General features: G+C 71.2%; 21 protein-coding genes and 1 pseudogene. 8 read left to right on the top strand and 14 right to left on the bottom strand.

Features of this window, described 5'->3' with window-relative positions:
- Window positions 1–163 precede the first annotated feature (163 nt).
- The 3 genes from ACZ48Z_RS17875 (at window position 164) to ACZ48Z_RS17865 (ending at window position 4,500) form a co-directional block, all read left to right on the top strand.
- Complete coding sequence (locus tag ACZ48Z_RS17875; RefSeq protein WP_468736787.1) at window positions 164–1,927, top strand: TIGR03767 family metallophosphoesterase; 1,764 nt, start codon at window positions 164–166, stop codon at window positions 1,925–1,927.
- A gap of 99 nt (window positions 1,928–2,026) precedes the next feature.
- Entirely contained in the window at window positions 2,027–3,172 is a 1,146-nt protein-coding gene (locus ACZ48Z_RS17870) for a serine hydrolase domain-containing protein (protein WP_468736786.1), read from the top strand.
- Window positions 3,173–3,315: 143 nt separating this feature from the next.
- Window positions 3,316–4,500 (top strand): glycosyltransferase, encoded by a 1,185-nt coding sequence (locus ACZ48Z_RS17865; protein WP_468736882.1) that lies wholly within the window; start codon window positions 3,316–3,318, stop codon window positions 4,498–4,500.
- A 1-nt stretch (window position 4,501) separates the two neighbouring features.
- Here the strand turns inward: ACZ48Z_RS17865 and ACZ48Z_RS17860 are convergent, their stop codons facing one another.
- The 3 genes from ACZ48Z_RS17860 to pepN all read right to left on the bottom strand — a co-directional run bounded on the left by ACZ48Z_RS17860 (window position 4,502) and on the right by pepN (window position 9,124).
- Window positions 4,502–5,071: a L,D-transpeptidase gene (locus tag ACZ48Z_RS17860; protein ID WP_468736785.1), complete on the bottom strand. Its 570-nt coding sequence runs from the start codon at window positions 5,069–5,071 to the stop codon at window positions 4,502–4,504.
- 202 nt (window positions 5,072–5,273) lie between these two features.
- Window positions 5,274–6,332, bottom strand: coding sequence for a hypothetical protein (locus ACZ48Z_RS17855; RefSeq protein ID WP_468736784.1), 1,059 nt, complete (start codon window positions 6,330–6,332; stop codon window positions 5,274–5,276).
- A gap of 206 nt (window positions 6,333–6,538) precedes the next feature.
- On the bottom strand, window positions 6,539–9,124 hold the full coding sequence (gene pepN, locus ACZ48Z_RS17850; protein WP_468736783.1) for an aminopeptidase N: 2,586 nt from the start codon (window positions 9,122–9,124) through the stop codon (window positions 6,539–6,541).
- 137 nt (window positions 9,125–9,261) lie between these two features.
- Here pepN and ACZ48Z_RS17845 point away from each other — a divergent pair, with 137 nt between their 5' ends.
- Window positions 9,262–9,924, top strand: coding sequence for a mycothiol-dependent nitroreductase Rv2466c family protein (locus ACZ48Z_RS17845; protein ID WP_468736782.1), 663 nt, complete (start codon window positions 9,262–9,264; stop codon window positions 9,922–9,924).
- A gap of 266 nt (window positions 9,925–10,190) precedes the next feature.
- On the opposite strand, the gene ACZ48Z_RS17840 is transcribed toward ACZ48Z_RS17845, so the two are convergent.
- Window positions 10,191–11,615 (bottom strand): FGGY family carbohydrate kinase, encoded by a 1,425-nt coding sequence (locus tag ACZ48Z_RS17840; protein WP_468736781.1) that lies wholly within the window; start codon window positions 11,613–11,615, stop codon window positions 10,191–10,193.
- A gap of 18 nt (window positions 11,616–11,633) precedes the next feature.
- Entirely contained in the window at window positions 11,634–12,674 is a 1,041-nt protein-coding gene (locus ACZ48Z_RS17835) for a 2-hydroxyacid dehydrogenase (RefSeq protein WP_468736780.1), read from the bottom strand.
- 97 nt (window positions 12,675–12,771) lie between these two features.
- On the opposite strand from ACZ48Z_RS17835, the gene ACZ48Z_RS17830 reads away from it, so the two are divergent.
- From ACZ48Z_RS17830 to ACZ48Z_RS17820, 3 genes are read left to right on the top strand one after another with little or no spacing between them, the layout of a single operon-like run.
- Window positions 12,772–14,253, top strand: coding sequence for an FGGY-family carbohydrate kinase (locus ACZ48Z_RS17830; protein ID WP_468736881.1), 1,482 nt, complete (start codon window positions 12,772–12,774; stop codon window positions 14,251–14,253).
- Window positions 14,250–14,873, top strand: a complete 624-nt coding sequence (locus tag ACZ48Z_RS17825; protein ID WP_468736779.1) for a histidine phosphatase family protein — start codon at window positions 14,250–14,252, stop codon at window positions 14,871–14,873. The genes ACZ48Z_RS17830 and ACZ48Z_RS17825 overlap by 4 nt, the downstream gene beginning before the upstream one ends.
- Before the next feature lie 12 nt (window positions 14,874–14,885).
- A complete protein-coding gene (locus tag ACZ48Z_RS17820; protein ID WP_468736778.1) occupies window positions 14,886–15,662 on the top strand; it encodes an SAM-dependent methyltransferase in 777 nt (258 codons plus the stop codon).
- 124 nt (window positions 15,663–15,786) lie between these two features.
- Here ACZ48Z_RS17820 and ACZ48Z_RS17815 read toward each other — a convergent pair whose 3' ends face one another.
- The 8 genes and pseudogenes from ACZ48Z_RS17815 to ACZ48Z_RS17780 all read right to left on the bottom strand — a co-directional run bounded on the left by ACZ48Z_RS17815 (window position 15,787) and on the right by ACZ48Z_RS17780 (window position 23,175).
- Window positions 15,787–16,428 carry a superoxide dismutase gene (locus ACZ48Z_RS17815; RefSeq protein ID WP_468736777.1) on the bottom strand — a complete coding sequence of 214 codons (642 nt, stop codon included), beginning with the start codon at window positions 16,426–16,428 and terminating at the stop codon, window positions 15,787–15,789.
- Window positions 16,429–16,557: 129 nt separating this feature from the next.
- Window positions 16,558–16,803 (bottom strand): annotated as a pseudogene (locus ACZ48Z_RS17810) (amino acid transporter); the annotation flags it as partial.
- A 68-nt stretch (window positions 16,804–16,871) separates the two neighbouring features.
- The gene (locus ACZ48Z_RS17805; protein ID WP_468736776.1) at window positions 16,872–17,768 is read right to left on the bottom strand and encodes a TauD/TfdA dioxygenase family protein; all 897 of its coding nucleotides are present in this window, start codon (window positions 17,766–17,768) and stop codon (window positions 16,872–16,874) included.
- A gap of 13 nt (window positions 17,769–17,781) precedes the next feature.
- Entirely contained in the window at window positions 17,782–19,119 is a 1,338-nt protein-coding gene (locus tag ACZ48Z_RS17800) for an LLM class flavin-dependent oxidoreductase (RefSeq protein ID WP_468736775.1), read from the bottom strand.
- Complete coding sequence (locus ACZ48Z_RS17795) at window positions 19,116–19,841, bottom strand: ABC transporter ATP-binding protein (RefSeq protein ID WP_468736774.1); 726 nt, start codon at window positions 19,839–19,841, stop codon at window positions 19,116–19,118. The genes ACZ48Z_RS17800 and ACZ48Z_RS17795 overlap by 4 nt, the downstream gene beginning before the upstream one ends.
- The gene (locus tag ACZ48Z_RS17790; protein ID WP_468736773.1) at window positions 19,817–20,662 is read right to left on the bottom strand and encodes an ABC transporter permease; all 846 of its coding nucleotides are present in this window, start codon (window positions 20,660–20,662) and stop codon (window positions 19,817–19,819) included. Before ACZ48Z_RS17790 ends, ACZ48Z_RS17795 begins: the two co-directional genes overlap by 25 nt.
- Entirely contained in the window at window positions 20,659–21,726 is a 1,068-nt protein-coding gene (locus ACZ48Z_RS17785; RefSeq protein ID WP_468736772.1) for an ABC transporter substrate-binding protein, read from the bottom strand. The genes ACZ48Z_RS17790 and ACZ48Z_RS17785 overlap by 4 nt, the downstream gene beginning before the upstream one ends.
- A 261-nt stretch (window positions 21,727–21,987) precedes the next feature.
- Window positions 21,988–23,175, bottom strand: coding sequence for an ROK family protein (locus ACZ48Z_RS17780; RefSeq protein ID WP_468736771.1), 1,188 nt, complete (start codon window positions 23,173–23,175; stop codon window positions 21,988–21,990).
- A gap of 424 nt (window positions 23,176–23,599) precedes the next feature.
- Between ACZ48Z_RS17780 and ACZ48Z_RS17775 the strand changes: the two genes are divergently transcribed.
- Window positions 23,600–24,175, top strand: a complete 576-nt coding sequence (locus tag ACZ48Z_RS17775) for a biotin transporter BioY (RefSeq protein WP_468736770.1) — start codon at window positions 23,600–23,602, stop codon at window positions 24,173–24,175.
- A 100-nt stretch (window positions 24,176–24,275) separates the two neighbouring features.
- Here ACZ48Z_RS17775 and ACZ48Z_RS17770 read toward each other — a convergent pair whose 3' ends face one another.
- Window positions 24,276–24,995 carry an LPXTG cell wall anchor domain-containing protein gene (locus ACZ48Z_RS17770; protein ID WP_468736769.1) on the bottom strand — a complete coding sequence of 240 codons (720 nt, stop codon included), beginning with the start codon at window positions 24,993–24,995 and terminating at the stop codon, window positions 24,276–24,278.
- Between the last annotated feature and the right edge of the window lie 176 nt (window positions 24,996–25,171).

The following is a 25,171-nucleotide window of genomic DNA, read 5'->3' as shown; positions in this document are numbered from 1 at the left end:
CAGGGTGGGCCAAGATCGACGTACGGTGATCGGCGTTGCGCGTTGCCGTCTCGTTCACGCGCAGGTCATTCCCGGTGCCAAGCATCCAGTGAGAGCGGGTTGTTCGCGAACGCGATCACCCGTGACCACTGCCGACGCAGTTCGCACTCGGGGAGATCGCGCCATGTCGCGCACACGCTCTGTCGCCAGCAACACGCTGGGGGTCCACCGCCGTACCGTCCTCGCCGCCGCGGGCGCCGCCGCCGTCTCCGCGGGCGTCGGCTACGCCCTGCGGCCCACCGACAGCCAGGCCGCGACGGCCACCGGCGCCGCCGAGGTGCCGGTGGCCCAGTCCGTCCACCGGGCCGCCCCGGTCGAGGTCCCCCTCGCCCCGTACACCCGCGGCACCACCGTCGCCTCCGTCGCCGCCCCGCGCACGAGCTCCGGCTACCGGCGCCTCGGCGACGGCCCCGGCTGGAGCCGCAAGGTGCGCTCCGAGCTCGCCGCCCCCAAGGCCGGGAGAGCCGGCCGTCGCACCTCGCTGGCCGCGTTCGTGCAGCTCACCGACCTGCACCTGATGGACAGCCAGCACCCGGCGCGTCTCGAATACCTGCGCTCGGCCGACGTGCACTCCTGGCGGCCCCAGGAGGCGCTGACCGTGCCGGGCGCGATCTCGCTCGTCGAGCGGATCAACGCGCTGCGCGGCGCCCCCGTCACCGGTGCCCCGCTCCAGTTCGCCATGACGACCGGCGACAACACCGACAACAACTCGCACACCGAGCTCGACTGGTTCCTCACCGTCATGAGCGGCGGCCGGATCACCCCCAACTCCGGGGACCCGCGCCACTACGAGGGCGTCCAGAACAGCGGCCTCAAGCAGTACTGGCAGCCCGACTCCACCACCCGCGACCAGGACAAGCAGCTCGGCTTCCCGCATCTGCAGGGCTATCTCGCCGCCGCCATCCGCGAGGTGAACAGCCCCGGCCTGGCCATCCCCTGGTACTCCACGGTCGGCAACCACGACAGTCTGCCGCTGGGCTGCTACGGCCACGGCGACTCCTGGCTCGCCGAGTACGCCGTCGGCGGCAAGAAGCTCATGTCGCTGCCCGCGTCCGAGGCGAGGAAACTCCAGGACATGATCAGGAAGGCCTCCGACCCCCAGGGCCACGCCTTCCGCGACCTGCTCAAGGCACACGCCCGCACCATGCGCTCGGTCACCCCCGACGAACGGCGCGCCCCCTACACCGCCCGCGACTACCTCAAGGCCCACCTCGACCCCGCGCACCGGGGCGTGGGCCCGGTCGGCCACGGCTACTCCACCGCCAACCTCGACGCGGGCACCCAGTACTACAGCTTCCGCATCGCGGACGACGTCGTGGGCGTCAGCCTCGACACCACCGACCCGGGCGGCCACTACCAGGGATCCGTCGGCACCAAGCAGCTGCGCTGGCTGGAGCGGACGCTGCGGGAGAACAAGGACTCCCACGTCGTCGTCTTCAGCCACCACACCAGCGACTCGATGGACAACACCCGCCCCGACCCGGCCCACCCGGGCGAGCGGCGGCACAGCGGTCCTGAGGTCGTCGCCCTCCTCGCCAGCCACAGCAACGTCCTGGCCTGGATCAACGGTCACATCCACCGCAATGTGATCACCGCCCACTCCGCCCCCGACGGCCGCTCCTTCTGGGAGATCTCCACCGCCTCCCACATCGACTTCCCGCACCTCGCCCGGGTCATCGAGCTGGTGGACAACAAGGACGGCACGATCTCGATCTTCACCACCCTGATCGAGTCCGCGGCCCCGCACCGCACCGACTTCGCCGACCTCTCCCAGACCGGCCTCGCCGCCCTGTACCGGGAACTGGCCTACAACGCCCCCGGTTCGAGCGACAAGCTCGGGGGCGCCTCGGGTGACCGGAACACGGAACTGGTCCTCAAGAAGGGCTGAAACCGGCTCAACCCTCCTGATCCACATCAACCTTCCCCCTCCGGTGTGAGTCTCTCCCGCCGATCACGCTCGCCGAGCGTGACCGGACAGGGGGAAGACATGACCGTACGTACGACTGTGGTGGCGGCGACGACCGTGGCGCTCACGGCGGCGCTCGCCGCCCCGGCGCTGGCGGCGCAGTCCACCGGAACCGGTGACGCCCACCGCGCGACCCGCCAGGCCGTCCGTGCCGCGGTGAAGGACGGCGTGCCGGGTGTGACGCTGACGGCGAAGGACGGCCGGAGCACCTGGTCGGCCACCGCCGGGGTCGGCAATCTGAAGACGCACGCGCCGCGTTCGGCGGACGACCGCTACCGCGTCGGCAGCATCACCAAGACCTTCGTCTCCACCGTGCTGCTCCAACTGGAGGCGGAGGGACGGCTGTCGCTCGACGACACGGTGGACAAGTGGCTGCCGGGCCTGGTCCACGGCAACGGCCACGACGGCCGCCGGATCACCCTCCGCCAGCTCCTCAACCACACCAGCGGGGTCTTCAACTACACCGCCGACGACACGTTCGGGCGGAGGTACTTCCTCAAGGACGGCTTCCTGAAGCACCGTTACGACACCGAGAGTCCCGCGGAACTCGTCGCGATCGCCATGGCCCACAAGCCGGACTTCGCGCCGGGCACGTCCTGGAACTACTCCAACACCAACTACGTCGTGGCGGGCATGGTGATCCAGAAGGTCACCGGCCGGTCGTACGGCGAGGAGATCCGGCACCGCATCATCGGCCCCCTGCACCTGACGGCCACCTCGGTGCCGGGCACCCGCGTCACCGTCCCGCAGCCCAGCAGCCGGGCCTACTCCAAGCTGGCGCAGACGGCGACGGGGCCGACGTACGACGTCACGAGGCTGAACCCCTCGCTGGCCTCCTCGGCGGGCGAGATGATCTCCGACTCGGCCGACCTGGACCACTTCTACTCGGCCCTGCTGAAGGGCAGGCTGCTCCCGCCGAAGCAGCTGAAGGAGATGAAGACCACCGTGGCCGCCCCGGGCATCCCGAACGCCGGGTACGGCCTCGGCCTGATGGACCGCGAGCTCAGCTGTGGGGTCCACGTCTGGGGCCACGGCGGCGGCATCCACGGCTCGTCCTCCGAGGCTGTGACCACGGCAAACGGCCGGCACTCCGTCGCCTTCAACTTCAACGGCGACTGGTCGGGGGACAGTGACGCGGTGATCGAGGCGGAGTTCTGCGGCGGGTAGTCGCGCCGACCCGGATCCGAAGCACCCCGTTCATCCGGACGTAATGTCCGTACCGCCTCATATCGGCTAACCCGCACTTCACGGGGATGGCTCGATTCATGTGCGAGGCGGGTGGTCGTGTGCGTACGGGACGCGAACTGCGAGTGCTGTCGGTGTACGAGGGTTTCTTCTCCGGCGGGGCCCGGATCGTGCACAGCGACATCGTGCTGGGCCTCACCGAGGGCGGCCAGCGCCATCAGGTGCTCAGCCTGTACGGCGAGGTGCACCGGGAGGCGACCCGGCAGCGGATGGCGGACGACACCTGCTACCGGGCGCTGACCGCGGCCGGGGTGGGTGTCACCACCCTCGGACGCACCTTCCGCGGCACCGGCGTTTCGGCCGACTTCACCGGCCCGGAGCTGGCCGAAACGGCCCGGGCGACGGCCGGCGCGGACGTCATCCTGTCCCTGAAGGAGCAGCCGCTGGGGCTGCTGAACCAGGCGGGCCTGCCGCGCCGCCCGGTCGTGGTCTGTCTGCACCGCTCCGACCCGCAGAACCAGGGCGCCGCCCTCGACGAACTGAAGGCCGCCATCGCCGACGGCACGGTCGTGGCCTGCGTCTGCTGCGCCGAGTCCACCAGGGCCGCCTACCAGGCCGCCGGCATCCCCGCGGGCCTGCTCCATGTGATCCCCAACGGCGTCGACCTCTTCCGCTTCCGCCCCGACGCGGCCCGCCGCCTCGCGGTCCGCACGGAACTCGGCATCGGCCCCGCGTCCCCCGTGGTCGTCTTCGCCGCCCGCTACGACGCCATGAAGAACGTGCCCCTGCTGCTCGCCGCCGCCCGCGCCTGGCTCGACCGGGTCCCCGACGGTCAGGTGCTGATGTGCGGGGCGGGCATGACGACGGCGAACACCGGCCTGACGGCGGACATCGCGGAGGCGTTCGGTACCCGGCCGGGCCCGACCGACCGGCTGCGCCTGCTCGGCGTCCGGCGCGACATGGAGATGCTGTACGCCGCCTCCGACGTCGTCGCCCTCACCTCCGCGTGGGGCGAGGCGGCCCCGCTGTGCCTGATCGAGGGCATGATGTGCGGCGCGGTCCCGGTGGCGACCGACGTCGGTGACAGCGCGGCGATCGTGGCGGGCCACGGTCTGATCACGGCCCCGGACCCGGAGGCGATCGCGGCGGCCTGGTCGCAGGCGGTGGCCTCCCGCGCCGGCCTCGCCCCGGCCCTGCTGGCGAGCCGTGAACGTTTCAGCCGTACGAGGATGATCGCGTCGTACGCGGCCCTGCTGGACCGCACCGCGGCGGACGTCTTCCGGGAGTTCGACGACTCCCCGGCCGCATGACCTACCGCACCACGGTGACCGGTGTGCCCATGGCGGCGAACTCCCACAGGGCGGCGCCGTCCGCCGCGCGCTCCCGGATGGCGCCGGTACGCAGACCGGGGTTCGGGGACGGTGAGGATCCGTCGACCGCGTTGGAGAAGGCGGAACTGGTTCCGAAGTACACGGCGTGCTCGATCGACACCCCGTCGGACCCGGTGCCCTGTTCCCGCCGGAAGGAGACCTTGTACGACCCGGGGGCGGGGGTGATGGTCCCGGCCCACACGGTGAAGGAGCGCAGCGCCGTGCCCTTGTCGTCGACCAGCCACACGCGCTTCTGCCCGGTCGAGTAGACGACCCGCCGTCCCGTGCCGGAGTCGCCGGGGACCGCCGGGTTCTGCGGCTTCGGGGTGTTCGAAGGGGAGGGCTTGGCGGCCGGCGTGGAAGCGCTGGTACTCAGGCCGCCCTTCGGCGCGTGCTGGTGCGCCTGTACCGCCAGCGCACCCACGGTGACCAGCGCGCCCACCAGCAGGGCGGTTATCCAGGCACCCGAAGGAACTCTGCGGCTCGACACTCGACTATTCTCCACGATCATCCCGACGCGAACACGCGGATGGCCCGCGGTGACCTCAGGCTATCGGAGCGGAGCGACCCGCCCGCCGCCCGTCCGGGACGGAGCGACCAGGGCGAACGTGCGTTGAACTCCCGGGCCTCCGCCGTGACTTGGAGGAGGGGGCGCCGGCTCCCCGGTGCCGGCGGCCCCTCCTCTCCCCTCCTGGTCCCGCCCCGGTCCGTCACTACCGGGGCAGCACCACGACATAGGCGGCGGGATCCCGGTCGCCGGAGGCCATCAGGGCCGTGCGGACGACCGCCGCCTGCTGTTCCCTCGCGTCCCGGAGCTTGCGCGGGGTGATGTGGACCACCGTGATGCCGAGGCGTTCCAGGTGCTCGCGCTTGCGGGCGTACTCGGACCACTGGGCGTCCTCGTCCTGCCGGTGGTCCTGACGCGGGGCACGGGTGTCCAGCTCCACGGCGACCGCCTGCTCCGGCCAGTACGCGTCCAGGCCGCCCAGGTGCGGGCCGCCCGGCAGCCTCAGGTCCACGTTCCACACCGGGTCCGGGAGGCCGTACTCCTCGACCATCCGGTACAGCCGGTCCTCCGCGATCGCGCGGCCCTCGGCGAGCAGGGAGTCCACCGCGTCCACCACGTGCGGGCGGTTCAGCAGCTTGGCGTTGTTCAGCTCCCGGACGACCGCCGCCGGTTCGCAGTGGCCGCCGCGCACCGCTTCGGTGAGCAGTCGGCGTACCGTGCCCGCGTCCGTCAGTTCGGTGACCGCGTCGGCGAGGGCGCGCGGGACCGGGGCGACGGGGACGCCCGTGACCTGCTCGGCGGCGGGGAGTGTCGAGGTGCGGACGATCCGTGCGTCTCCCGTCGAGCGCAGTCGGCGGAGCCGGGGGACCAGGACGTCGATGCGGTCCAGGGAGAGCAGGGGCGGCGTCTCGGTGAAGCCGTGCAGGGTCAGCGCCGCAAGCCCGGTGATCATCGCCTCCGTGTACACCGGCCGGTGCGGTTCCTCCGCGCCCGGCTGGACCGGTACCCCGGTGCCGCGTTCCCGTGCCGCGTACATCAGCACCGCGTGCAGCCGCTCCTCGCTGGTCGGCGGGCCCGCGTGGAGCAGGAACACGCCGGGGAGGAGCTGCTGCCAGGGGCCGCCCGGCCGGCACTGCTCGTTCGCCTCGGCGGCCGAGACGCCCTGCGAGCGGAGCCGGCCGGCCGTCATGACGCGGCGGTGCACCTCGGCGAGGTGACGCAGGGGGCGGGGGGAGAGCGGGGGGACCGGGGTGTTGTGGTTCATGCAGCGGAGATTCCCGCAGTTCGTCCGGCTCCTAACCGCTGTTACACGCCCGTCGACAAAGGCGGACAAGACGGCACTAAAGGACGGGTGTTCGGATGCCGAGCAGGCGGCGAAAACCCCTGGTCCATTCGGGTCGGACCAGGGGTTACGGCTGCTATTGACCGTATTTCGTAACGGCTACCGGACGTCCGAGCTCAGGCCAAAGGTCACCCGTGGTTGACGGCCCCGGCGTCGCACGCCTGCCCCCGCAGCGCCCGCGCCAGATCGTCCCGCCCCTCCAGCACCAGCCGCCGCAGCGCCGGCGCCGCGTCCTCGTGAGCCGCCAGCCACGCGTCGGCCGCGTCCAGCGTGCCCTGCGAGTCCTGCAGGGAGGGGAACAGCCCCGACACGATGTTCATCGCGATCTGGATCGACCGCTCCTGCCACACCCGCTCGATCGTCGCGAAGTACTTCTCCGCGTACGGCGCCAGCAGCTCCCGCTGGGACGGCCGGTTGAAGCCCGCGATCGTCGCCTCGGCCAGCGCGTTGGACAGCACGTCGGACTCCACGATCCGCGCCCACGCCTGCGCCTTGACCGCCTCCGAGGGACGCACGGCCAGGCAGCGGACCTGGTGGCGCTTGCCGGACGCCGTGTCGTCACGGGCGAGTTCGGCGGCGAGGACGGCCTCGTCCACGGCGCCGTGCGCGGTGAGCGGCTCCAGGAACGCCCACCGCAGCTCCTGGTCGACCTCCAGCCCGTCGATCTTCTCGGTGCCCTCCCACAGACCCCGCAGCAACGCGAGCTCCTGCGGGCCGGAGGCGACCGACGCGAAGAACCGCGCCCACGCCAGCTGGTGCTCACTGCCCGCCTCGGCGGCCCGCAGTTCCCGCAGCGCACCCTCGGCCAGCAGCCGCCCGCCTTCCGGACGCCACTCGGGCGCCACGTAGTGGACCAGCGACGAGTTCGCCCACGCGTGCAGCATCTGGAGCACACCGATGTCCGACTCACGCCCCGCGAACCGCAGCACCAGGTCCACGAAGTCCCGCGCCGGCAGCAGCGCGTCCCGCGTCATGTTCCACAGCGCCGACCAGCACAGGGCGCGGGCGAGGGGATCGGTGACGTCACCGAGGCCCGACTTCAGGGTCTCCAGTGAGCCCGTGTCGAAGCGGGTCTTGCAGTACGTCAGGTCGTCGTCGTTCACGAGCACCAGCTCCGGCGCCCGCTCCCCGGCCAGTTCCGGCACGAGCGTGCGCGGGCCCTCGACGTCGGCCTCGGCGCGCGCGTACCGCTCCAGAGCCCCTTCGGGCGTACGCCGGTACAGGCCCACCGCGATCCGGTGCGGCCGCAGCTCAGGATGCGACTCCGCCGCCTCCTGCACGACGGCCAGCTCGTCGACCCGGCCCTCCGCGTCCAACAGCACCTGCGGGGTGAGGGAGTTGACCCCGGCCGTCTGGAGCCAGGACCGCGCCCACGTGCCCATGTCGCGCCCACTGGTCTCCGCCAGCACCGACAGCAGATCACCGAGGCCCGTGTTGCCGTACGCGTGCCGCTTGAAGTAGCGCCGGGCGCCCTCCAGGAACGCGTCCTGGCCGACGTACGCGACGAGCTGCTTCAGCACGGACGCGCCCTTGGCGTACGTGATGCCGTCGAAGTTGAGCTTGGCGTCCTGGAGGTCGCGGATGTCGGCCGTGATCGGGTGCGTGGAGGGCAGTTGGTCGGCGCGGTACGCCCAGGCCTTGCGGCGGTTGGCGAAGGTGATCCAGGCGTCGGTGAAGCGGGTCGCGCCGACGTTCGCGAAGGTCCCCATGAAGTCCGCGAAGGACTCCTTCAGCCACAGGTCGTCCCACCACACCATGGTGACCAGGTCGCCGAACCACATGTGCGCCATCTCGTGCAGGACGACGTTGGCCCGGCTCTCGTAGGACGCCTGGGTGACCTTGCCCCGGAAGATGAACTCCTCGCGGAAGGTGACGAGCCCCGGGTTCTCCATCGCGCCGAGGTTGTACTCGGGCACGAACGCCTGGTCGTACTTCCCGAACGGGTACGGGTAGTCGAAGTGCTCGTGGAAGAAGTCCAGGCCCTGCTTGGTGACGAGGAAGACGTCGTCGGAGTCGAAGTGGGGAGCGAGGCCCTTGCGGCACAGGGCGCCGAGGGGGATCTCCAGCGTCGTGCCGTCGGCGAGGGTGCGGGAGTACGAGTCGGTGACGTAGTGGTACGGCCCCGCCACCACACAGGTGATGTACGTCGAGATCGGCTTCGTCTCCGCGAACCGCCAGACACCGTCGGACAGGTCCCCGGCCCCGTTGCTCCACACCGTCCAGCCCTCGGGGGCCCGCACCTCGAAGCGGTAGGGCGCCTTGAGGTCCGGCTGCTCGAAGTTGGCGAAGACCCGGCGGGAGTCGGCCGGCTCGTACTGCGTGTAGAGGTAGACCTCGCCGTCCTCCGGGTCGACGAAGCGGTGCATGCCCTCACCGGTGCGGGAGTAGGCGCACCGGGCGTCGACGATCAGCTCGTTGTCGGCCGCCAGGTCCTCCAGGGCGATCCGGGAGCCGTCGAAGACCTCGCCCGGGTCGAGGTCCCGGCCGTTCAGTGAGACCGCCGTGACGCTCGGCGCGATCAGGTCCGCGAAGCTCGACGCGCCCGGCTCGTTGCACCGGAAGCGGATCGTGGTCACGGACCGGAACGTACGCGGACCGTCCCCGGCCGGGTCGCCGACCGCCGAGCGCAGGTCGAGGGACACGTCGTACCCGTCGACGGACAGCAGGGCGGCCCGCTCCCGGGCCTCGTCACGGGACAGATTCTCACCGGGCACGGGGGGTACTCCCTCGGGTCGTGTTCAGCATGCGGACAGGCCCGATCCTGCCATGTGCCCCTGACATCGGTCAGCCGGGAATGGGGCGGCCGACGGCCGGTGTTGCCAGGGGAGACGAACCCTTCCCTAGGAGACCCATGTCCGAGTCCGCGACCGCTTCCGGCAAGACCCCCGTCGACTTCTGGTTCGACCCGCTGTGCCCCTGGGCCTGGATGACCTCCCGCTGGGTTCTGGAGGTCGAGAAGGTCCGGGACATCGAGGTGCACTGGCACATCATGAGCCTGGCGGTGCTCAACGAGCCGAAGATCGACGAGCTGCCCGAGGAGTACCGCGAGCTGCTGGAGACCAAGGCCTGGCAGCCGATCCGGGTGGTCACCGCCGCCTGGCAGAAGCACGGCTCCGACATCCTCGGCCCGCTGTACACCGCACTCGGGACCCGTATCCACAACGAGGGCCAGGGCCCGACGCGCGAGGCCGTCGAGGGCGCCCTGGCGGAAGTCGGCCTGCCCGCCGACCTGATCGAGTACTTCGACCAGAAGGACTTCGAGTTCGACGCCGAGCTGCGCGCCTCCCACAAGGAGGGCATCGACAAGGTCGGCCAGGACGTCGGCACCCCGGTCATCGCGGTCCCCGGCCCCGACGGCGAGCAGATCGCCTTCTTCGGCCCGGTCGTCACCCCGGCCCCCAAGGGCGAGGAGGCCGCCAGGCTGTGGGACGGCACCGTGGCGGTCGCCTCGGTCCCGGGCTTCTACGAGATCAAGCGCTCCCGCACGAAGGGCCCGGACTTCAGCAACCTGTAGTCACTTCCCGGGCTCGGGGAAGGACCCCCCGTCCTTCTGATCCCCGGTCCGCTGGTACCGCAGACACCCCTCACGGGCACACCGGTAGTACGAGCCCAGGCGGGTATGCCTGGGCTTGTGCTCCCGGACGAACCTCTGCTCCTCGTCGGTGAGCGCCCGGAACTCCTGAAGAGTCCCACCACAGTTCGAGCACCGCATGAACACCGTGCACCCCCACCCACCCAGGGGCGCGGGGAACGGCGCGACCAGCCACGACGGCGCCGCAGCTAACGACCGGCCTGTCCCCGAGCCACATCCAACCGAGCCAAGTGCTCCTGGAACCCCTTGGAGTAATACGCGGAACGCCCAGGATCCGGCTCAACGATCGCCGTGGGTTCGGTCCAGACCCCGGCATCAAGCGAAACCCCGTACCGTTCCGCCGCGGCCAACACCGCCCCCCGGGCACCCACCTCCCCCTCGACCACCCTGAGCGGCCGCCCGAGCACATCGGCGAGCAGCTGCATCCACGCGGAACTCCGCGTCCCTCCGCCGCACACCGCGAGAGCGCCCGTCAGCCCCGCCGCCTCCAGACAGTGCCGGGCCGCGTACCCGATGCCCTCGCAGGTCGCCCGGACCAGATCGGCCTTGGTCGTCTCCAGCGAGACCCCGCTCAGCTCGGCCCGCAGATGTGGCTCGACGAAGGGGGCCCGCTCACCCGAGGGCGCGAAGTACGGCAGCACCCTGACCCCGTGCGCACCCGGCGGGGTCGACGCCAGCAGCTCGTCCACCTCCGCATGCGTCACCCCCGTCGTCGACAGCACCCAGTCCAGCGCGGCGGTCCCGACCATCGCCGGCATCGCCCGCAGCCGGTGCCCGTGCCGGTCGGTGGAGATGTGGAGCCCGGCAGGCTCGCCGCTCAGATCGAGCTCGGTCGTGGCGACCAGCGCCGCGAGACACGTGCCCACGATGAGCAGCCCGTCCCCCGGCTCGGTGACCCCCGCCCCCAGCGCACAAGCCGGCAGATCGTACGGCCCGTTCGAGATCCGCGTCCCGGACGGAAGCCCTTCGCGGGCCGAACCCGTGGCGATCGGATCCGCGGCCGGCGGGAGCAGCCCCCGGCGACGGGTGAGCCCCAGCAGCTCCACCACCCGGTTGTCGTACGTCCGGGTCCGGGGGTCGAGGAAGGGCATGGAGGCGTCCGACACGTCCGTCACGGCCCGCTCCGCACCCGTCAGCCGCTGGAAGACCATGTCCTTGCAGTACAGGGCGGCCGCGGCGGCGTCCAGGGACTTCGGGTCGTGCCGGTCGAGCCAGGCCAGCAACGGCCCCGGCGATCCGGGGAACATCGCGCCGCCCGTCCGCCGGAACACCGTCTCGAACGTGCCGTCCGCCAGCCACTGGTCGAGCAGTTCGTGGGCCCGCCCGTCCATCCAGGACACGGCGGACCGCACCGGCCGCCCCTCCCGGTCGACCAGCCACACCCCGTCGCCCTGCCCGGTCAGCCCGGCCAGCTCCACCGGCTCGGGCACCCGCGCGGTCAGCCTGCCGAGGACGTCGACGACGGCGTCGTAGACCTCCGCCATGTCCTGCTCGACGAACCCGTCGCGCAGGGAGAGCTCCACCGGGCGTGACTCGACGGCCAGTTGACGGCCCTCGGCGTCGAAGGCGGCGGCCTTGACGACGGACGTGCCCACATCGATACCGACGTACATGAAGAAATCCCTTCCAGGTCACGTCAAGCAGTGCGCCAACGGCTCCCCCCGCACCCAGCGGCCCACCTCCTCCGCCGCGATCCTCGCCGCTTTCTCGGCCACCGAGCGGCTCGCCCCGCCGAGGTGCGGGGTCAGGACGACCCGGTCGGCCAGGGCGTGCAGCCGGGAGTCCGGGGGCAGCGGCTCGTGCTCGTAGGTGTCGAGGGCGGCGGCCGACACCTGGCCGCTCTCCAGCGCGTCGCACAGGGCGGCCTCGTCGACGAGCGGTCCGCGGGCCACGTTCACCACGACCGCTCCCTGCGGCAGCAGCGCCAGTTCGCGGGCGCCGATCAGGTGGCGGGTCTCGGCGGTGAGACGGGCGTGCAGGGTGATCACCCGGGAGCGGCCGAGGAGCTGGTCGAGCGAGGACACGCGCAGGCCGTGGATCTCGCCGCGCACATAGGGGTCGTACACCATCACCTGCGCCCCGAAGGCGCACAGCACGCGCGCGACCCGGCTGCCGACGGCACCGTAGCCGACGAGTCCGACGGGCAGGTCCTCCAGCTCCAGGCCGCTGTGCTCGTACGTGTAGTAGGCGGCGCCCTCCCAGCTGCCCTGCCCGGCGAGGAGGCCGTGGGCCTGCGGGATGCGGCGCAGCGCGGCGAGCAGGGTGCCGACGGTGAACTCGGCGGTGGCGGCGGCGTTGCGGCCGGGCGCGAAGCACACCCGTACGTCACGGGCCTTGGCCGCGTCCAGGTTCACGTTGACCGGGCCGCCCCGGCAGACCACGACCAGCCGCAGATCTGCGGCCGCCTTCAGCACCCGTTCGGTGACCGGGCCCATCTGGGTGACCAGTACCTCCGCTCCCGCGAGCGCCTCGATCAGTTCGTCCTCGGCGTCGCTCGCCTCCGTCACCTCCGCGACGGGACCGAAGGGCTCCAGGGGCCAGCCGAGCGTCAACTCCCTCGTCTTGACGGGGATGCCGCCCAGCTCGGCCGCGACGGCCCCGGCGATCAGCCCCGGCAGTACGAAGTGGTCGCCGGCCGCCACGACACGTACGGGATCGGTCCTCTGGGTCATCGTCGACCTCCGGGTCGTTGCTTCACTGAGACGATGTTGAGCCGCGTGTCCGGGGTACGCATAGACCCCGTGCGGGTGGGAGGCCCCGATGACAGAGATGACAGACGAGAACGAGACGGCGTGGCTGGGTATCGATCTCGGCACCCAGAGCGTCCGCGTGCTGGCGGTCACGGCCGACGGAACCGTGCGCGGCCGGGGTTCCGCCCCGCTCGGCGGCCGGCGCGAGGGCGGGCGGCACGAGCAGGACCCGGGGGAGTGGTGGCAGGCGGTGCGCACGGCGTCCCGGTCCGCGCTCACCACTCTGACGGGCGTACGGATCGGCGGACTCGCGGTGTGCGGGACGTCCGGGACGGTCCTGCTGACGGACCCCGAAGGACGCCCGACGAGCCCGGCGCTGATGTACGACGACTCACGCGCGGCGGACCGGGCGGCGCGGCTGCGGGAGGCGGGGCTCGCCGTACAGGACACCTGGGCGCTGCCGAAGGCGCTGTGGCTCGTCGGCGCTCACGGGAAGGGCCGCGTCACCCACCAGCCCGACGTCGTCACCGCCCTGCTGGTCGGCCGGCCGGTGCCCACCGACTCCAGTCACGCCCTCAAGACGGGCTACGACCTACAGCGCGACACCTGGCCGGATATCGACCTGGACCTCCCCGAGGTCGTGCTCCCCGGCACCCGGCTCGGCGAGGTCTGCCAGGCCGCCGCCGACGCGACCGGCATCCCCGCCGGGACCCCCGTCATCGCCGGGATGACCGACGGCTGCGCGGCCCAGATCGCCGCGGGCGCCCTGCGCCACGGCTCCTGGAACTCGGTCCTCGGCACCACCCTCGTCCTCAAGGGGGCCGCCCCCGACCCGGTCCTGGACCCCACCGGCGTGGTCTACAACCACCGGGCGCCGGGCGGGACCTGGCTGCCCGGCGGGGCGTCGAGCGTGGGCGCCGGGGCGCTCCCCGCGGACGCCGACCCCGTGGCGATGGACGAGCGCGCGGCCGCCTTCGAACCGTCCGGCACGGTCGCCTACCCGCTGGTGTCGCGAGGCGAGCGGTTCCCGTTCCTGGCCCCGGACGCCACCGCCCTTTTCCTGGGCACCCCCGCCGACGACGGCGACCGCTGGGCGGGGATCCTCCAGGGCGTGGGGTTCGCGGAACGCCTGTGCCTGGACTACCTGCACCACCTGGGCGCCCCGCTCGACGGCCCGCTCACCTTCACCGGCGGCGCGGCCCGCAGCCCGTACTGGAACCAGCTCCGCGCCGACATCCTGGGCCGCCCGGCGCGCGTCCCCGAACAGCCCGAACCGGCCCTGGGAATGGCCGCACTGGCCGTCCACGGCACCACGGGGGTCCCGCTGGCGGAGGTCGCCGAGAGAATGGTCCGCATCCGTACGGTCGTGGAGCCGCGCCCGGACCGTACGGCACTCTTCGCCGACCCGTACGCCCGTCTCATCGACGAACTCACCGAGCGAGGCTGGCTTCCAGCCCCGGTCGCGGCACAGGCGTACAGCCGACTGAACCCACCCAGGGGCGCGGGGAACTGCGCGACCAGCCACGACGGCGCCGCACTCGACGACGGGACCAAGCCATGAGCACGACCCTCCTCCTGGCCCGCCACGGCCAGACCATCTGGCACGCCGAGAACCGCTACGCGGGCGTGAGCGACATCGGGCTCACCGACGAGGGCCGAGCCCAGGCAGAGGCGCTCGGGAGGTGGGCCGCCGTGCACCGCCCCGACGCGATCTGGACGTCGAACCTCTCGCGGGCGATCGCCACCGCCGAACCGGCCTGCCGGGCCCTCGGCCTCACCCCGCGCCGTGAACCCGGCCTCAGGGAGTGCGACTTCGGGGTGGTGGAGGGCCGTACCCTCGCGGAGTTCGCGGCGGAGGTCCCCGACGCGGCCGAGGCCTACCGCGCGGACCCGGTGACGTATCCCTTCCCGGGCGCGGAGGACCCGAAGGCGGCCGCGGACCGCGGCACCGAAGCCCTCCGCCGTATCGCAGCCGCCCACCCCGGCGAGCGGGTCCTGGTCGTCGCCCACAACACCCTGCTGCGGCTGGTGCTGTGCAGACTGCTGTCGATCCCGGCCGGGGAGTACCGCAGAGTGTTCCCACGGTTGCGCAACGCGGCGATCACCGAACTCCGCCTCGACGAGAAGGGATCCGCCGCACTTCTCTCCCTCAATGTGCCGTGCGAACAGGACCGGTCGTAGCACGATAGGACCATGACGGAGATCGACACCTCGGTGCCGCATTCGGCCCGGATCTGGAACTACTGGCTCGGCGGCAAGGACAACTACCCCGTGGACGAGGCGGCCGGTGACGCGTACACCGCCGTCTTCCCCGGCATCGTCACGATCGCCCGCAGCAGCCGGGCCTTTCTCGGCCGCAGCATCCGGTACCTGGTCGAGGAGGCGGGGATCCGCCAGTTCCTGGACGTGGGCACCGGGCTGCCCACGGTCGACAACACCCACGAGGTCGCCCAGCGCAGCGCCCCCGAAGCGAAGATCGTCTACGTCGACAACGACCCGCTGGTCCTCGCCCACGCCCGCGCCCTGCTCACCTCCACCCCGGAGGGCGTGACGGCCTACGAGGACCTGACCCTCTACGAACCCGAGAAGATCCTCGACGCGGCCTCCCGCACCCTGGACCTCACCCGTCCCACGGCCCTGATCCTCAGCGGCCTGCTGGGACATGTCGCGGACTACGACCTGGCCCGGGACCTGGTCCGCCGCCTGCTGGCGGGCCTGCCCTCGGGCAGCTACCTGTGCGTCAACGACGGCTCCCGCGGCACCGACCCGGATTACGAACAGGCCCAGGACGCCTACAACGAGACCGGCGCGGTCCCCTACTTCCTGCGGCCGGTCGACAGGATCGAGGCGTTCTTCGAGGGCCTGGAGCTGGTGGACCCGGGTGTGGTCTCCGTCCCGCTGTGGCGTCCCGAGGGCGGCGGGACACCCGCGCCGATCGGCCAGCACGGCGGAGTGGGCCGCAAGCCGTAGGGCGCACGGCAGCACAGGCGAAGCCCCCGCGAGTCATGTCCTCGCGGGGGCTTCGCTTCCTTCCGCCTGCCGTCATGAAGGGTGAGAAGACGATCACGAGGCAGGACGCTTCGGTGCGGGCCGCTCAGGGCGCCGGCAGCAGCACATCCGCACGGGACTTGGCGGCCTCGTAACGCCGGGCCACGTCCTGCCAGTTGACGACGGCCCACATGGCGTCGATGAAGTCGACCTTCTGGTTCCGGTACTGCAGGTAGAAGGCGTGCTCCCAGGCGTCGAAGACCAGGATCGGGGTGGAGCCCTGTCCGACGTTGCCCTGGTGGTCGTAGACCTGCTCGACGATCAGCCGGCCGCTGAGGGGCTCGTACGCGAGGACGCCCCAGCCCGAACCCTGTGTGGTGGCCGCGGCCTTGGTGAGCTGCGCCTTGAAGCCGGCGTAGGAGCCGAAGGACTCGGCGATCGCGTCCGCCAACTCGCCGAGCCCGTCGGCCTCCAGGGGCTCGCCGCCGCCGTCACCGGTCATGTTGTGCCAGTAGATCGAGTGCAGGATGTGTCCGGAGAGATGAAAGGCCAGGTTCTTCTCCAGCCCGTTGACCGAGCCCCACGACTCCTTGTCACGCGCCTCCGCCAGCTGTTCCAGGGTGTCGTTCGCGCCCTTCACATAGGCGGCGTGGTGCTTGTCGTGATGCAGCTCGATGATCTCTGGGCTGATCACGGGAGCGAGCGCGGAGTAGTCGTACGGCAGCTCGGGCAGCGTGTACACGGGCATGGGTGGGTTCCCCTCCGAACGTCTTATTGCAAAGGGCTTGCAACTGCACGCTAGCAACAAAAAGACCCCCGCGGGTGAACCGGGGGGTCTTTGCGGGGCGTGCCTGGGCTCGGTCCCCGGCGTGTGCCGTCAGGCCTTGGCCCGCGCCTTCTGCCGCGCGCAGCCCACGCCGGCCAGCACCAGCGTCAGCGCGCCCGTCGAGTACAGCGGCACCCGGGTGCCCGGCTCCCGGGCCATCAGGACGAGGATCGCCGCCATGCCCGCCATGCCCGCCAGGGCCACCCAGGCCAGGAAGGGGAACGCCCACATACGGACCGCCAGTCGGGGCATGGGCGCGGTTCGTCCAGTCCGTGAGACGGGCAAAAACGCCCACAGTCTGGGCGGCCTTCCCAGGTCGAAGGGAAGGCCGCCCATCATGCGGACCGCGCCGGAACCCGCTGTGACTACGCCGCTACGGCCGTGTAGTGCGAGGCGTCGCCCTGGATCGAGTAGCTCTCCTTGCCCTCGATGCCCACCGGCACGTCCCCGGCGACAGTCACCCGGTGCAGCCGGCGCGGCAGACCGTCGTAGTTGTCGACGGCGTAGTGCTGGGTGATGCGGTTGTCGAACAGGACGAGCTGGTTCTCGGACCAGCGGTGCCGCAGCAGGTTCTCCGGCCGGGTGACGTACGACTGGAGCAGATCGAGGATCTTGCGCGACTCGCCCGCCGACAGACCCACGATCCGCTGCGCGAACCCGCCGATGAACAGCCCGCGTTCACCGGTCAGCGGGTGGACGCGGACCACCGGGTGGGCCGTGCGGTACGTGATCGAGGTGAACTGGGCGCGCCGGGACGCCTGTTCCTCGTCCAGCGTCTCCTCCGGCACGGCGTAGTCGTAGTCGTTGGTGTGCTCGGCCCACAGGCCGTCGGCCAGCCGGCGCAGCGGCTCCGGCAGATCGCGGTACGCGGCCGCCGAGTTGGCGATCAGCGTCTCACCGCCGTACGGCGGGATCGTCAGGCTGCGCAGGGTGCTGGCCTGCGGCGGGTTGAGGACGAAGGTGACGTCGGTGTGCCAGTGGTTGGCGGCCCGGCCGCCCTCGCTGTCGACGGGCAGGACGTTCGGGGCGCCGTCGATCGAGGGCACGGTCGGGTGAGCGGTGGTGAGGTCGCCGAAGTGCCGGGCGAAGGCCTGCTGGCCCGCGTCGTCGAGGTTCACGTCGCTGAAGACCAGCGCCTTGTGGACGTTGAGCGCATCGCGCAGTGCGGTGGCCGTCTCCCCGTCGAGGGGCTCGGTGAGGTCGACGCCCAAGACGTGGGCGCCGATGCGGGCGGTGACCTTGCGGATCTCGATACCGGACATGTGCGGGTCCTTCCTAGGCGTGGACGGGCTGGACGTACTGGTTCACGGGGCGGGGCAGGCCGTAGCGGTCCCGCAGGGTGCGGCGCGGGCCGTACTCCGTGCGGAGCAGACCGCGGGCGCGCAGGATCGGGACGACGTGGTCGACGAAGGCGTCGAGGCCGGACGGCAGCACCGCGGGCATGATGTTGAAGCCGTCGGCGGCCCCCTGCGTGAACCACGTTTCGATGGCGTCGGCGACCTGCTCGGGCGTGCCGGCGAAGGTGAGGTGGCCGCGTCCGCCGCCGAGCCGCCCGATCAGCTGCCGCACGGTGAGACGGTCCCGCCGGGCCAGCTCCACGATCAGCGTGTAGCGGCTCTTCGCGCCCTCGATGGCGGACTCGGGCGGCAGGTCCGCGGGCAGCTCCTTGTCCAACTCCAGTGTTCCTTCGGGCAGTTGCAGCAGCCGTTCCAGGTTGGCCACGCCGTGCCGGTGCACGATGTGCTCCTCCAGCTCCTGTTCCTTCGCCAGCGCCTCGGCCTCCGTGGCGCCGATGACGGGGACGATGCCGGGCAGCACCTTGATGTGGTCGGGGTCGCGGCCGGCCGCGGCGGTACGGGACTTGAGGTCGGTGTAGAAGGCGCGCGCGTCCTCGATGGTCTGCTGTGCGGTGAACACCGCCTCCGCGTACCGGGCCGCGAACTCCTTGCCGTCCTCGCTGGATCCCGCCTGCACGAGCAGTGGGTAACCCTGGGGTGTGCGGGGCACGTTGAGCGCGCCCTCGACGCTGAAGTACGTCCCCCGGTGGCGGGGCGGGTGGATCTTCGTGTCGTCGCCCCAGACGCCGGCCGTCTTGTCGCCGACGATCGCGTCGTCCTCCCAGCTGTCCCAGAGCTTGAGTGCCACGTCGAGGAACTCGGATGCCCGGGCGTACCGCTCGGCGTGGGCGGGTTCCGCGTCCAGACCGAAGTTGCGGGCGGCCTCGGCGCCGGCGGTGGTGACGATGTTCCAGCCCGCCCGGCCGCCGCTGATGATGTCCAGCGAGGCGAACTTGCGGGCCAGGTTGTAGGGGGAGTTGTAGGAGGTGGAGGCGGTCGCGATCAGCCCGATGTGCTGGGTGGCCGTCGCCAGCGCGGTCAGCAGGGTCAGCGGCTCCAGCGCACCGGCGGGCCGCTGCGCGAGGTTGCTCCACAACTGCGGCCCGTCGGCCAGGAAGAGCGAGTCGAAGGTGCCGCGCTCGGCGATCCGGGCCAGGTGCACGAAGTGGTCGAGCTCGACGTGCGCGAACGGGTCGCTCTCCGGGAGCCGCCAGGAGGCCTCGTGATGCCCGGTGTTCATGAGGAAGGCGTTGAGGTGGAGCTGTCGTGCGGTCATGCGTGGTCCTCCGTGACGCCCAGTGCGGCCAGCAGTCGTTCGCGGTACTCGCCCAGTCGCGGGTCCCGGTAGGAGCGCGGGTGCGGGCGGTCGATGGTCAGGTCGAGGCCGATGCGGCCCTGGTCGAGTACGAGCACCCGGTCGGCGAGGACGATCGCCTCGTCGACGTCGTGGGTGACGAGCAGCACGGACGGCTGGTGGCGCTTCCACAGCTCCCGCAGCAGGGCGTGCATCCTGATCCGGGTCAGCGCGTCCAGCGCGCCGAACGGCTCGTCGGCCAGGAGCAGTTCGGGCTCCCTGACCAGCGACCGGGCCAGTGCCGCCCGCTGTGCCTCACCGCCGGACAGTTCGTTCGGCCAGGCCCGTTCGCGGCCCGCAAGGCCCACCTCGGCGAGCGCCTCGCGGCCCCTGGCCTCGCCGTCCGTGCCGAGGAGCACGTTGTCCAGCACCCGCCGCCAGGGCAGCAGCCGGGAGTCCTGGAAGACCACGGACACCCGCTCGGGGGCGGTGAGCCGGCCGCTTCCCACCACCTCGTGGTCGAGCCCCGCCACCGCCCGCAGCAGCGTGCTCTTGCCGGAGCCGCTGTGCCCGAGCAGGGCCACGAACTGCCCGGCCGGGATGTCGAGGTCGACGTGGTCGAGGACCGTGCGCCCGTCGAAGGACCGGGTCAGTCCCCGGAGCCGGACGGCCGGCCGGGTCAGCTGCTCAGTGTGCGCCGCCATGACAGCACCCTCCGTTCGATGAGACGGACCGCGCTGTCGGAGACCAGGCCGAAGACGCCGTAGACGACGAGACCGACGAGGATCACATCGCTCTGGCCGTAGTTCTGGGCCTGGAACATCATGTAACCGAGTCCGCTGGTGGCGTTGATCTGCTCCAGGACGACCAGGCCCAGCCACGAGCCGGTGACGCCGAGCCGGAGTCCCACGAAGAACCCGGGCAGCGCCCCGGGGATGACGATCTGCCGCACGAAGGCGAACCTCGACAGCCCCTGCACCTCGGCGAGTTCGACGAAGCGGTGGTCGATGCCGGACAGCGCGGCGTGCGTGTTCAGATAGATCGGGATGTAGACGACGATCGCGATGATCGCGATCTTGAAGGTCTCGCCGATGCCAAGCCAGAGGATGAACAGCGGGATCAGTCCGAGGGTGGGGATCGCCCGGTTGAGGTTCACCGTCCCGTCGATCAGCGCCTCCCCGGCCCGGCTGAGTCCGGAGACCAGGGCGAGGGCGACACCGGCGACGAGCCCGATCGCGAACCCGGATCCGGCCCGCCGGAGCGAGGTCAGGATGTCGGTCGGCAGCGTCCCGTCGGTCCACAGCCGGGCGCCGGTCCGCACCACCGTCCAGGGCGCTGGGACCGCCGCCGGGTCGAGCCGGCCGGCGGCGGACGCGGCTGCCCACACGGCGAGGAGGAGGACCGGGCCCACGAGCCGGGCGGCGGGCAGGCGCCTGCCGGGGGAGAGCCTGCGTCGCCTGCGGACCTGGGGTGCGTCCTTTGCGGCCGCGGCGGTCACGGCCGCAGCCGTGGTCACGGCGGTCACCGCCGGTACTCCGCGGCCACGGACCTCGCGGCGATGCCCTCGAAGCGGTGGTCGAAGAGCGAGCCCACGTCGAACTTCTTCACGAAGCCGCCCTCCGCCAGCAGATCCGCGGTCTCCTGCTCCCACTTGATCGCCTCGCTCCAACTCGGCGGGAACAGCGGCTTGTTCGCGAGCGCGGTGACCGCCTTCGCCTGGGGGAGGGTCAGGTTCTGCGTCTTCACGTAGAACTCCTCGTTCCACAGGTCGGGGTTCTCGTACGTCCACACCTGGCCCTTGGCCCAGTACGGGATGTACGCGGCGACCGCGGCGGCCTTCGCACGGTCGCTCAGCACGGAGGCAGGCGCCCAGAGCAGGTTGAGCAGGTCGACCACGTCGGTGGTGATGGCGCGGGCGCCCTTGGGCTCGTACTGCTGGAGGTAGGCGGGCGCCTGGCTGTTGGCGAGCGGGGCCACGTCCACCTGGCCGGACTGCAGGGCGGTGAAGAACTGGTTGCTGGTCAGCGGGACGAGTTTCACCTCGTCGTAGGAGAGCCCGGCCTTCTTCAGCGCCCGCAGCAGGACGACTCCCTGTGCCTGTCCCTGCGAGAACGCGAGTTTCTTCCCCTTGAAGTCGTCGACCGTGCGGATGTCGCTGCCGGGTTTCGTGGCGAAGAGGTAGTTCGGTTTGCGGGTGATGTTGATCGCGACGATTTTCGCGTCGTAACCCTGGAAGTGCGCCTGGATCGGCGGAATACCCGCGTTGTTGCCGATGTCGAGGGCGCCCGCGCGAAAGGCGTTGATGACATCCGGACCGGCACCGATATTCGCCCAGTCGGTCACCTTGAACGGTAGGCCGCCGAACTTGGCGAGCTTGAACTGGAGTTGCTGGGTGCCCAGATACGAGGCGATCTTCAGGCTCGTACCCGCCGGGACCTTGGCGGCGAGCGGGGCGGACAGCGCGTCCTTGGTGTCGGCGGCGGCACTGCTGCCGGCGCAGCCGCTGAGGCCGGCGACACCGGCAGCGGCACCGAGGACCGAGGTGAGGAACAGCCGCCGGTCGACGCCGGACGTACGGGAAACAGGCATGGGAGGACTCCCGGAATCAGCGCCGAAGCAGCGCAGCAGAAAAAGCGAAAGAGATCACGGAGAACGAGACCGTGGAGGGCGGGACCGCGCAGTGCGAGTTCGTGGGAACGAGGTCGCGGAGAACGAGATCAACGCAGGAGGAATGAGCGCGTCACGCGGGGCAGCGTGTCAGCAACAAAGGGTGCGACAGTACGGGTGCGGGCTCATGGAAGGAATGCTCCCGGTCGCACGGAGGCCCTGTCAACATTCGGCGTTTCTGAATTAACTCCGCTGAGGTGACAGCGTCAGCGGATCCCGGTAGAGCACGTTGAGGGCCACCGAACCGCCCGCCACAGCCAGCACGCTGTCCGGGAAACTCGTCGCCACCACGGAGTCCGCACGCTCGTCACCGACCCCCTCGCGCAGCGCCGCGAGACAGTCCGCCCGGTGGATCGTGCCGACCTCGGTCACGACCACCGTCTCCGGGTTCAGCACGTCCAGCAGCAGCCGCACGGCCCGCCCGACGGCACCCGCCCGCTCCACCAGCAGGCGCGCCGCCTCCTGGTCGCCCGCGGCCGCCGCCGTGACCACGTGCATGGGGTTCACACCCTCGATGACGCCCGCCCGCCGCGCCCGTTCACACAGCGTCCGCTCACTCAACTCGGCCTGTATGCAACCGGTCCGGCCGCACGCGCAGGGCTCCGTGCCGCCCGGTACCGGCAGATGGGCGATGGCGCCCGCCTGGGAGCGCGGCCCGTGGTGCACCTCGTCGTTGGTCGCGAAGGCCGAGTCGACCACGTTGCCGACGAACAGATGCAACAGGCTCCGGCTGCCGCGCGCCCGCCCGAACAGCCGCTCCGCGTTGACCAACGCCCGCGCGTGCCCGTCCACATGGACCGGCAGGCCGGTGCGGGCACCGAGCACCTCCCGCACCGGCACCTCGCGCCAGCCCAGCAGCGGATGCTCGACGACGGTCCCGGAGTCCCGGTCCACCCAGCCGCCGACGGCCACCCCGACACCGAGCGGCCGGCAGCCCGGAGAGTCGGCCAGCAGCGCGGCCAGCCCCTCGGCTGCCCGCGCCAACACCGGCCCGGGCGCGGTGTGCTGGTGCTTCAGCTCGCGCCGGGCCAGTACCCGGCCGCGCAGATCGAGCAGCGCGACCGTGGTGTACGGCACCGCTATGTGCACACCGCCCACCACGAACCGCGAGTCGTCCAGGTCGACGGGGACGTGCGGGCGCCCCACGCCGTTCGACTGCCGGGGCGCGGCCGACTCACGGATCAGGCCGAGCTCGGTGAAGCGGGAGCAGTAGTCCGTCACCGACGCCGGGGACAGCCCGGTCAGCCGGGCGATGGTGCTGCGCGCCACCGGCCCGTGCTCCAGCACGGACCGCAGGACCACGCTGGCGCTGGTACGGCGCCGGGAGGTGGAGGTGGGGGCGATGACAGGGGGTGCCTCGGTGCGGGGCATGGAAAACCGTCCTTAAGGAACGGGGGCCGACACGTCTCGGAGAGTGAGGCGCGCCGGAACCCGCCTCACACCGGACGGCGACAGGTGGCCGTGCCCACGCGTCGCAGGTCGACATGACGACGCGACGAGAAGTACCGGGACTGGGCGACCATGACCGAAAGAGTAGGGCAGGAACCATGAATCCGACCAGACCACTAGGATTCGTTTGGTGGATCCCCACAGTGCGGCCCACCACCGCCTCCGTGCCGTCAGCCACCCCACCTCAGTGACGGGGGTCACGCCGAACCGGGTGTAAGCGGCATCCTTTGTCCGAAGCCCACCAAGCCGCCGTTCCCCGCTTTGTCGGGCGCTGACGGTGATCGGCCGGAGCGCGCTGGGATAGCGTCACGACGTCCCCCGCCGTTCACACCCTCGCGGAGTCCCCATGAGCACCGCCGTCGCCCCCCTTCGCACCGGCCAGGTCCTCGCCGACCTGATCCCCGCCTCCCGCGTCCGGGACGTCGCGCTCGTGGTCGGCGGCGCCGCCCTCACCGGCCTCGCCGCACAGCTCTCCGTGCCCGTGCCGGGCTCCCCGGTGCCGGTGACCGGACAGACCTTCGCCGCGCTGCTCGTCGGCACGGCCCTCGGCGCCCGCCGCGGTGTCGCCTCCCTCGCCCTGTACGCGCTGGCGGGCCTCGCCGGCCTGCCGTGGTTCGCCCAGGGAACCTCCGGGATCTCCGTGTCCTTCGGCTACATCCTCGGTATGGTCCTGGCCTCCGCCGCCGTCGGCGCCCTGGCCCGGCGTGGCGCCGACCGCTCGATGCTGCGCACGGCGGGCACGATGCTGGTCGGCGAGGCGATCATCTACGCCGTCGGCGTCCCCTACCTCGCCTACGCCGCCGACATGTCCGCGTCCGCCGCGATCGCCGCCGGCCTCACCCCGTTCCTCCTCGGCGACGCCCTCAAGGCGGCCCTGGCGATGGGCGTCCTGCCCACCGCCTGGAAGCTCGTCAAGCGCTGACGCCCCTCGCTCCACGGACATGCCGGAGGCATGACCTGACAGAACCTGTCAGGTCATGCCTCCGGCGTTTTCCCGCGCTGGACCTTTGCGGGATGCGGGATCAGCAGACGGGCCGGGGCCGCCGCTGCGACCACCAGAATCCGGCCGCGCCGGCCGCCATCAGTGACGCTCCCGCCGCCCCCAGCGGCAGCAGGTCCCGCCCGACACCGGTCTTGGGCAGCTCGTCGCCGCCGGGTGCCACGGGCTTGTTGTCGGTGCCCAGCAACAGAGGGGTGGCCGGAGCGTTCGGCGACGGGTTGGTCGTGCCGAACGGAACCGGGCCCTGCTGCCAGAACGTCTTCTTTCCGTCGCCGGTCTGGACCGGCAGACAGATCTTCCCGGTCTTTCCGAGATCGAACGTGGCATCGACGGCGTACGACTTCGACTTACCGGCCGCGAGATTGTCGACGGGGCAGGCGAAACCGCTGTTCGAGCCCTCCGGGAGATCCTTTTTATCAATCGGAGAACAGCCTTGAACGTTCTTGACCGTAAGGCCGTCGAAACCGACGACCAAAAGCCTGATCTTTCCGCTGTCCTTGCTCCCGTCGTTCTTCACGGTTGCCGTGAGGTCGGTCTCCTGCGAGCTGTTGTCGACGGAGATCTTCTCAGGCAGTGTCGTCGTCAGTTTCACGCCCGCAGGCGCCTCGTCGACGGCCTTTCCCCCCTTGCTGCTCGCGGGCCCTTGATCGTCCGCACTCGCGGTGAAGGAAAGGATCATCACCGTCGAGAAAGATGCCGTGACCAGCGATCCGGCGATGGTCGTCATACGACGAGAACTCATGTTCGTCCCCCTTGGCTGCGCCTGAATTCGCAGTACTTGAAGAGGTACCACAAGATTTCTCCGCACTATGCTGGTACGGCGCGAAGTGTGACCATTGTGTTTCAATCGGGGCGTCGTTGAGGGGGGTGCAGCGGATTGCCGGGAAATACGGGAAACACAAGGAGTGGCGGGGTTCC

The organism is Streptomyces sp. NPDC031225, assembly GCF_055570355.1.
The sequence above is the reverse complement of the archived record's forward strand: the minus strand, read 5'-3'. Positions and strand labels throughout refer to the sequence as shown.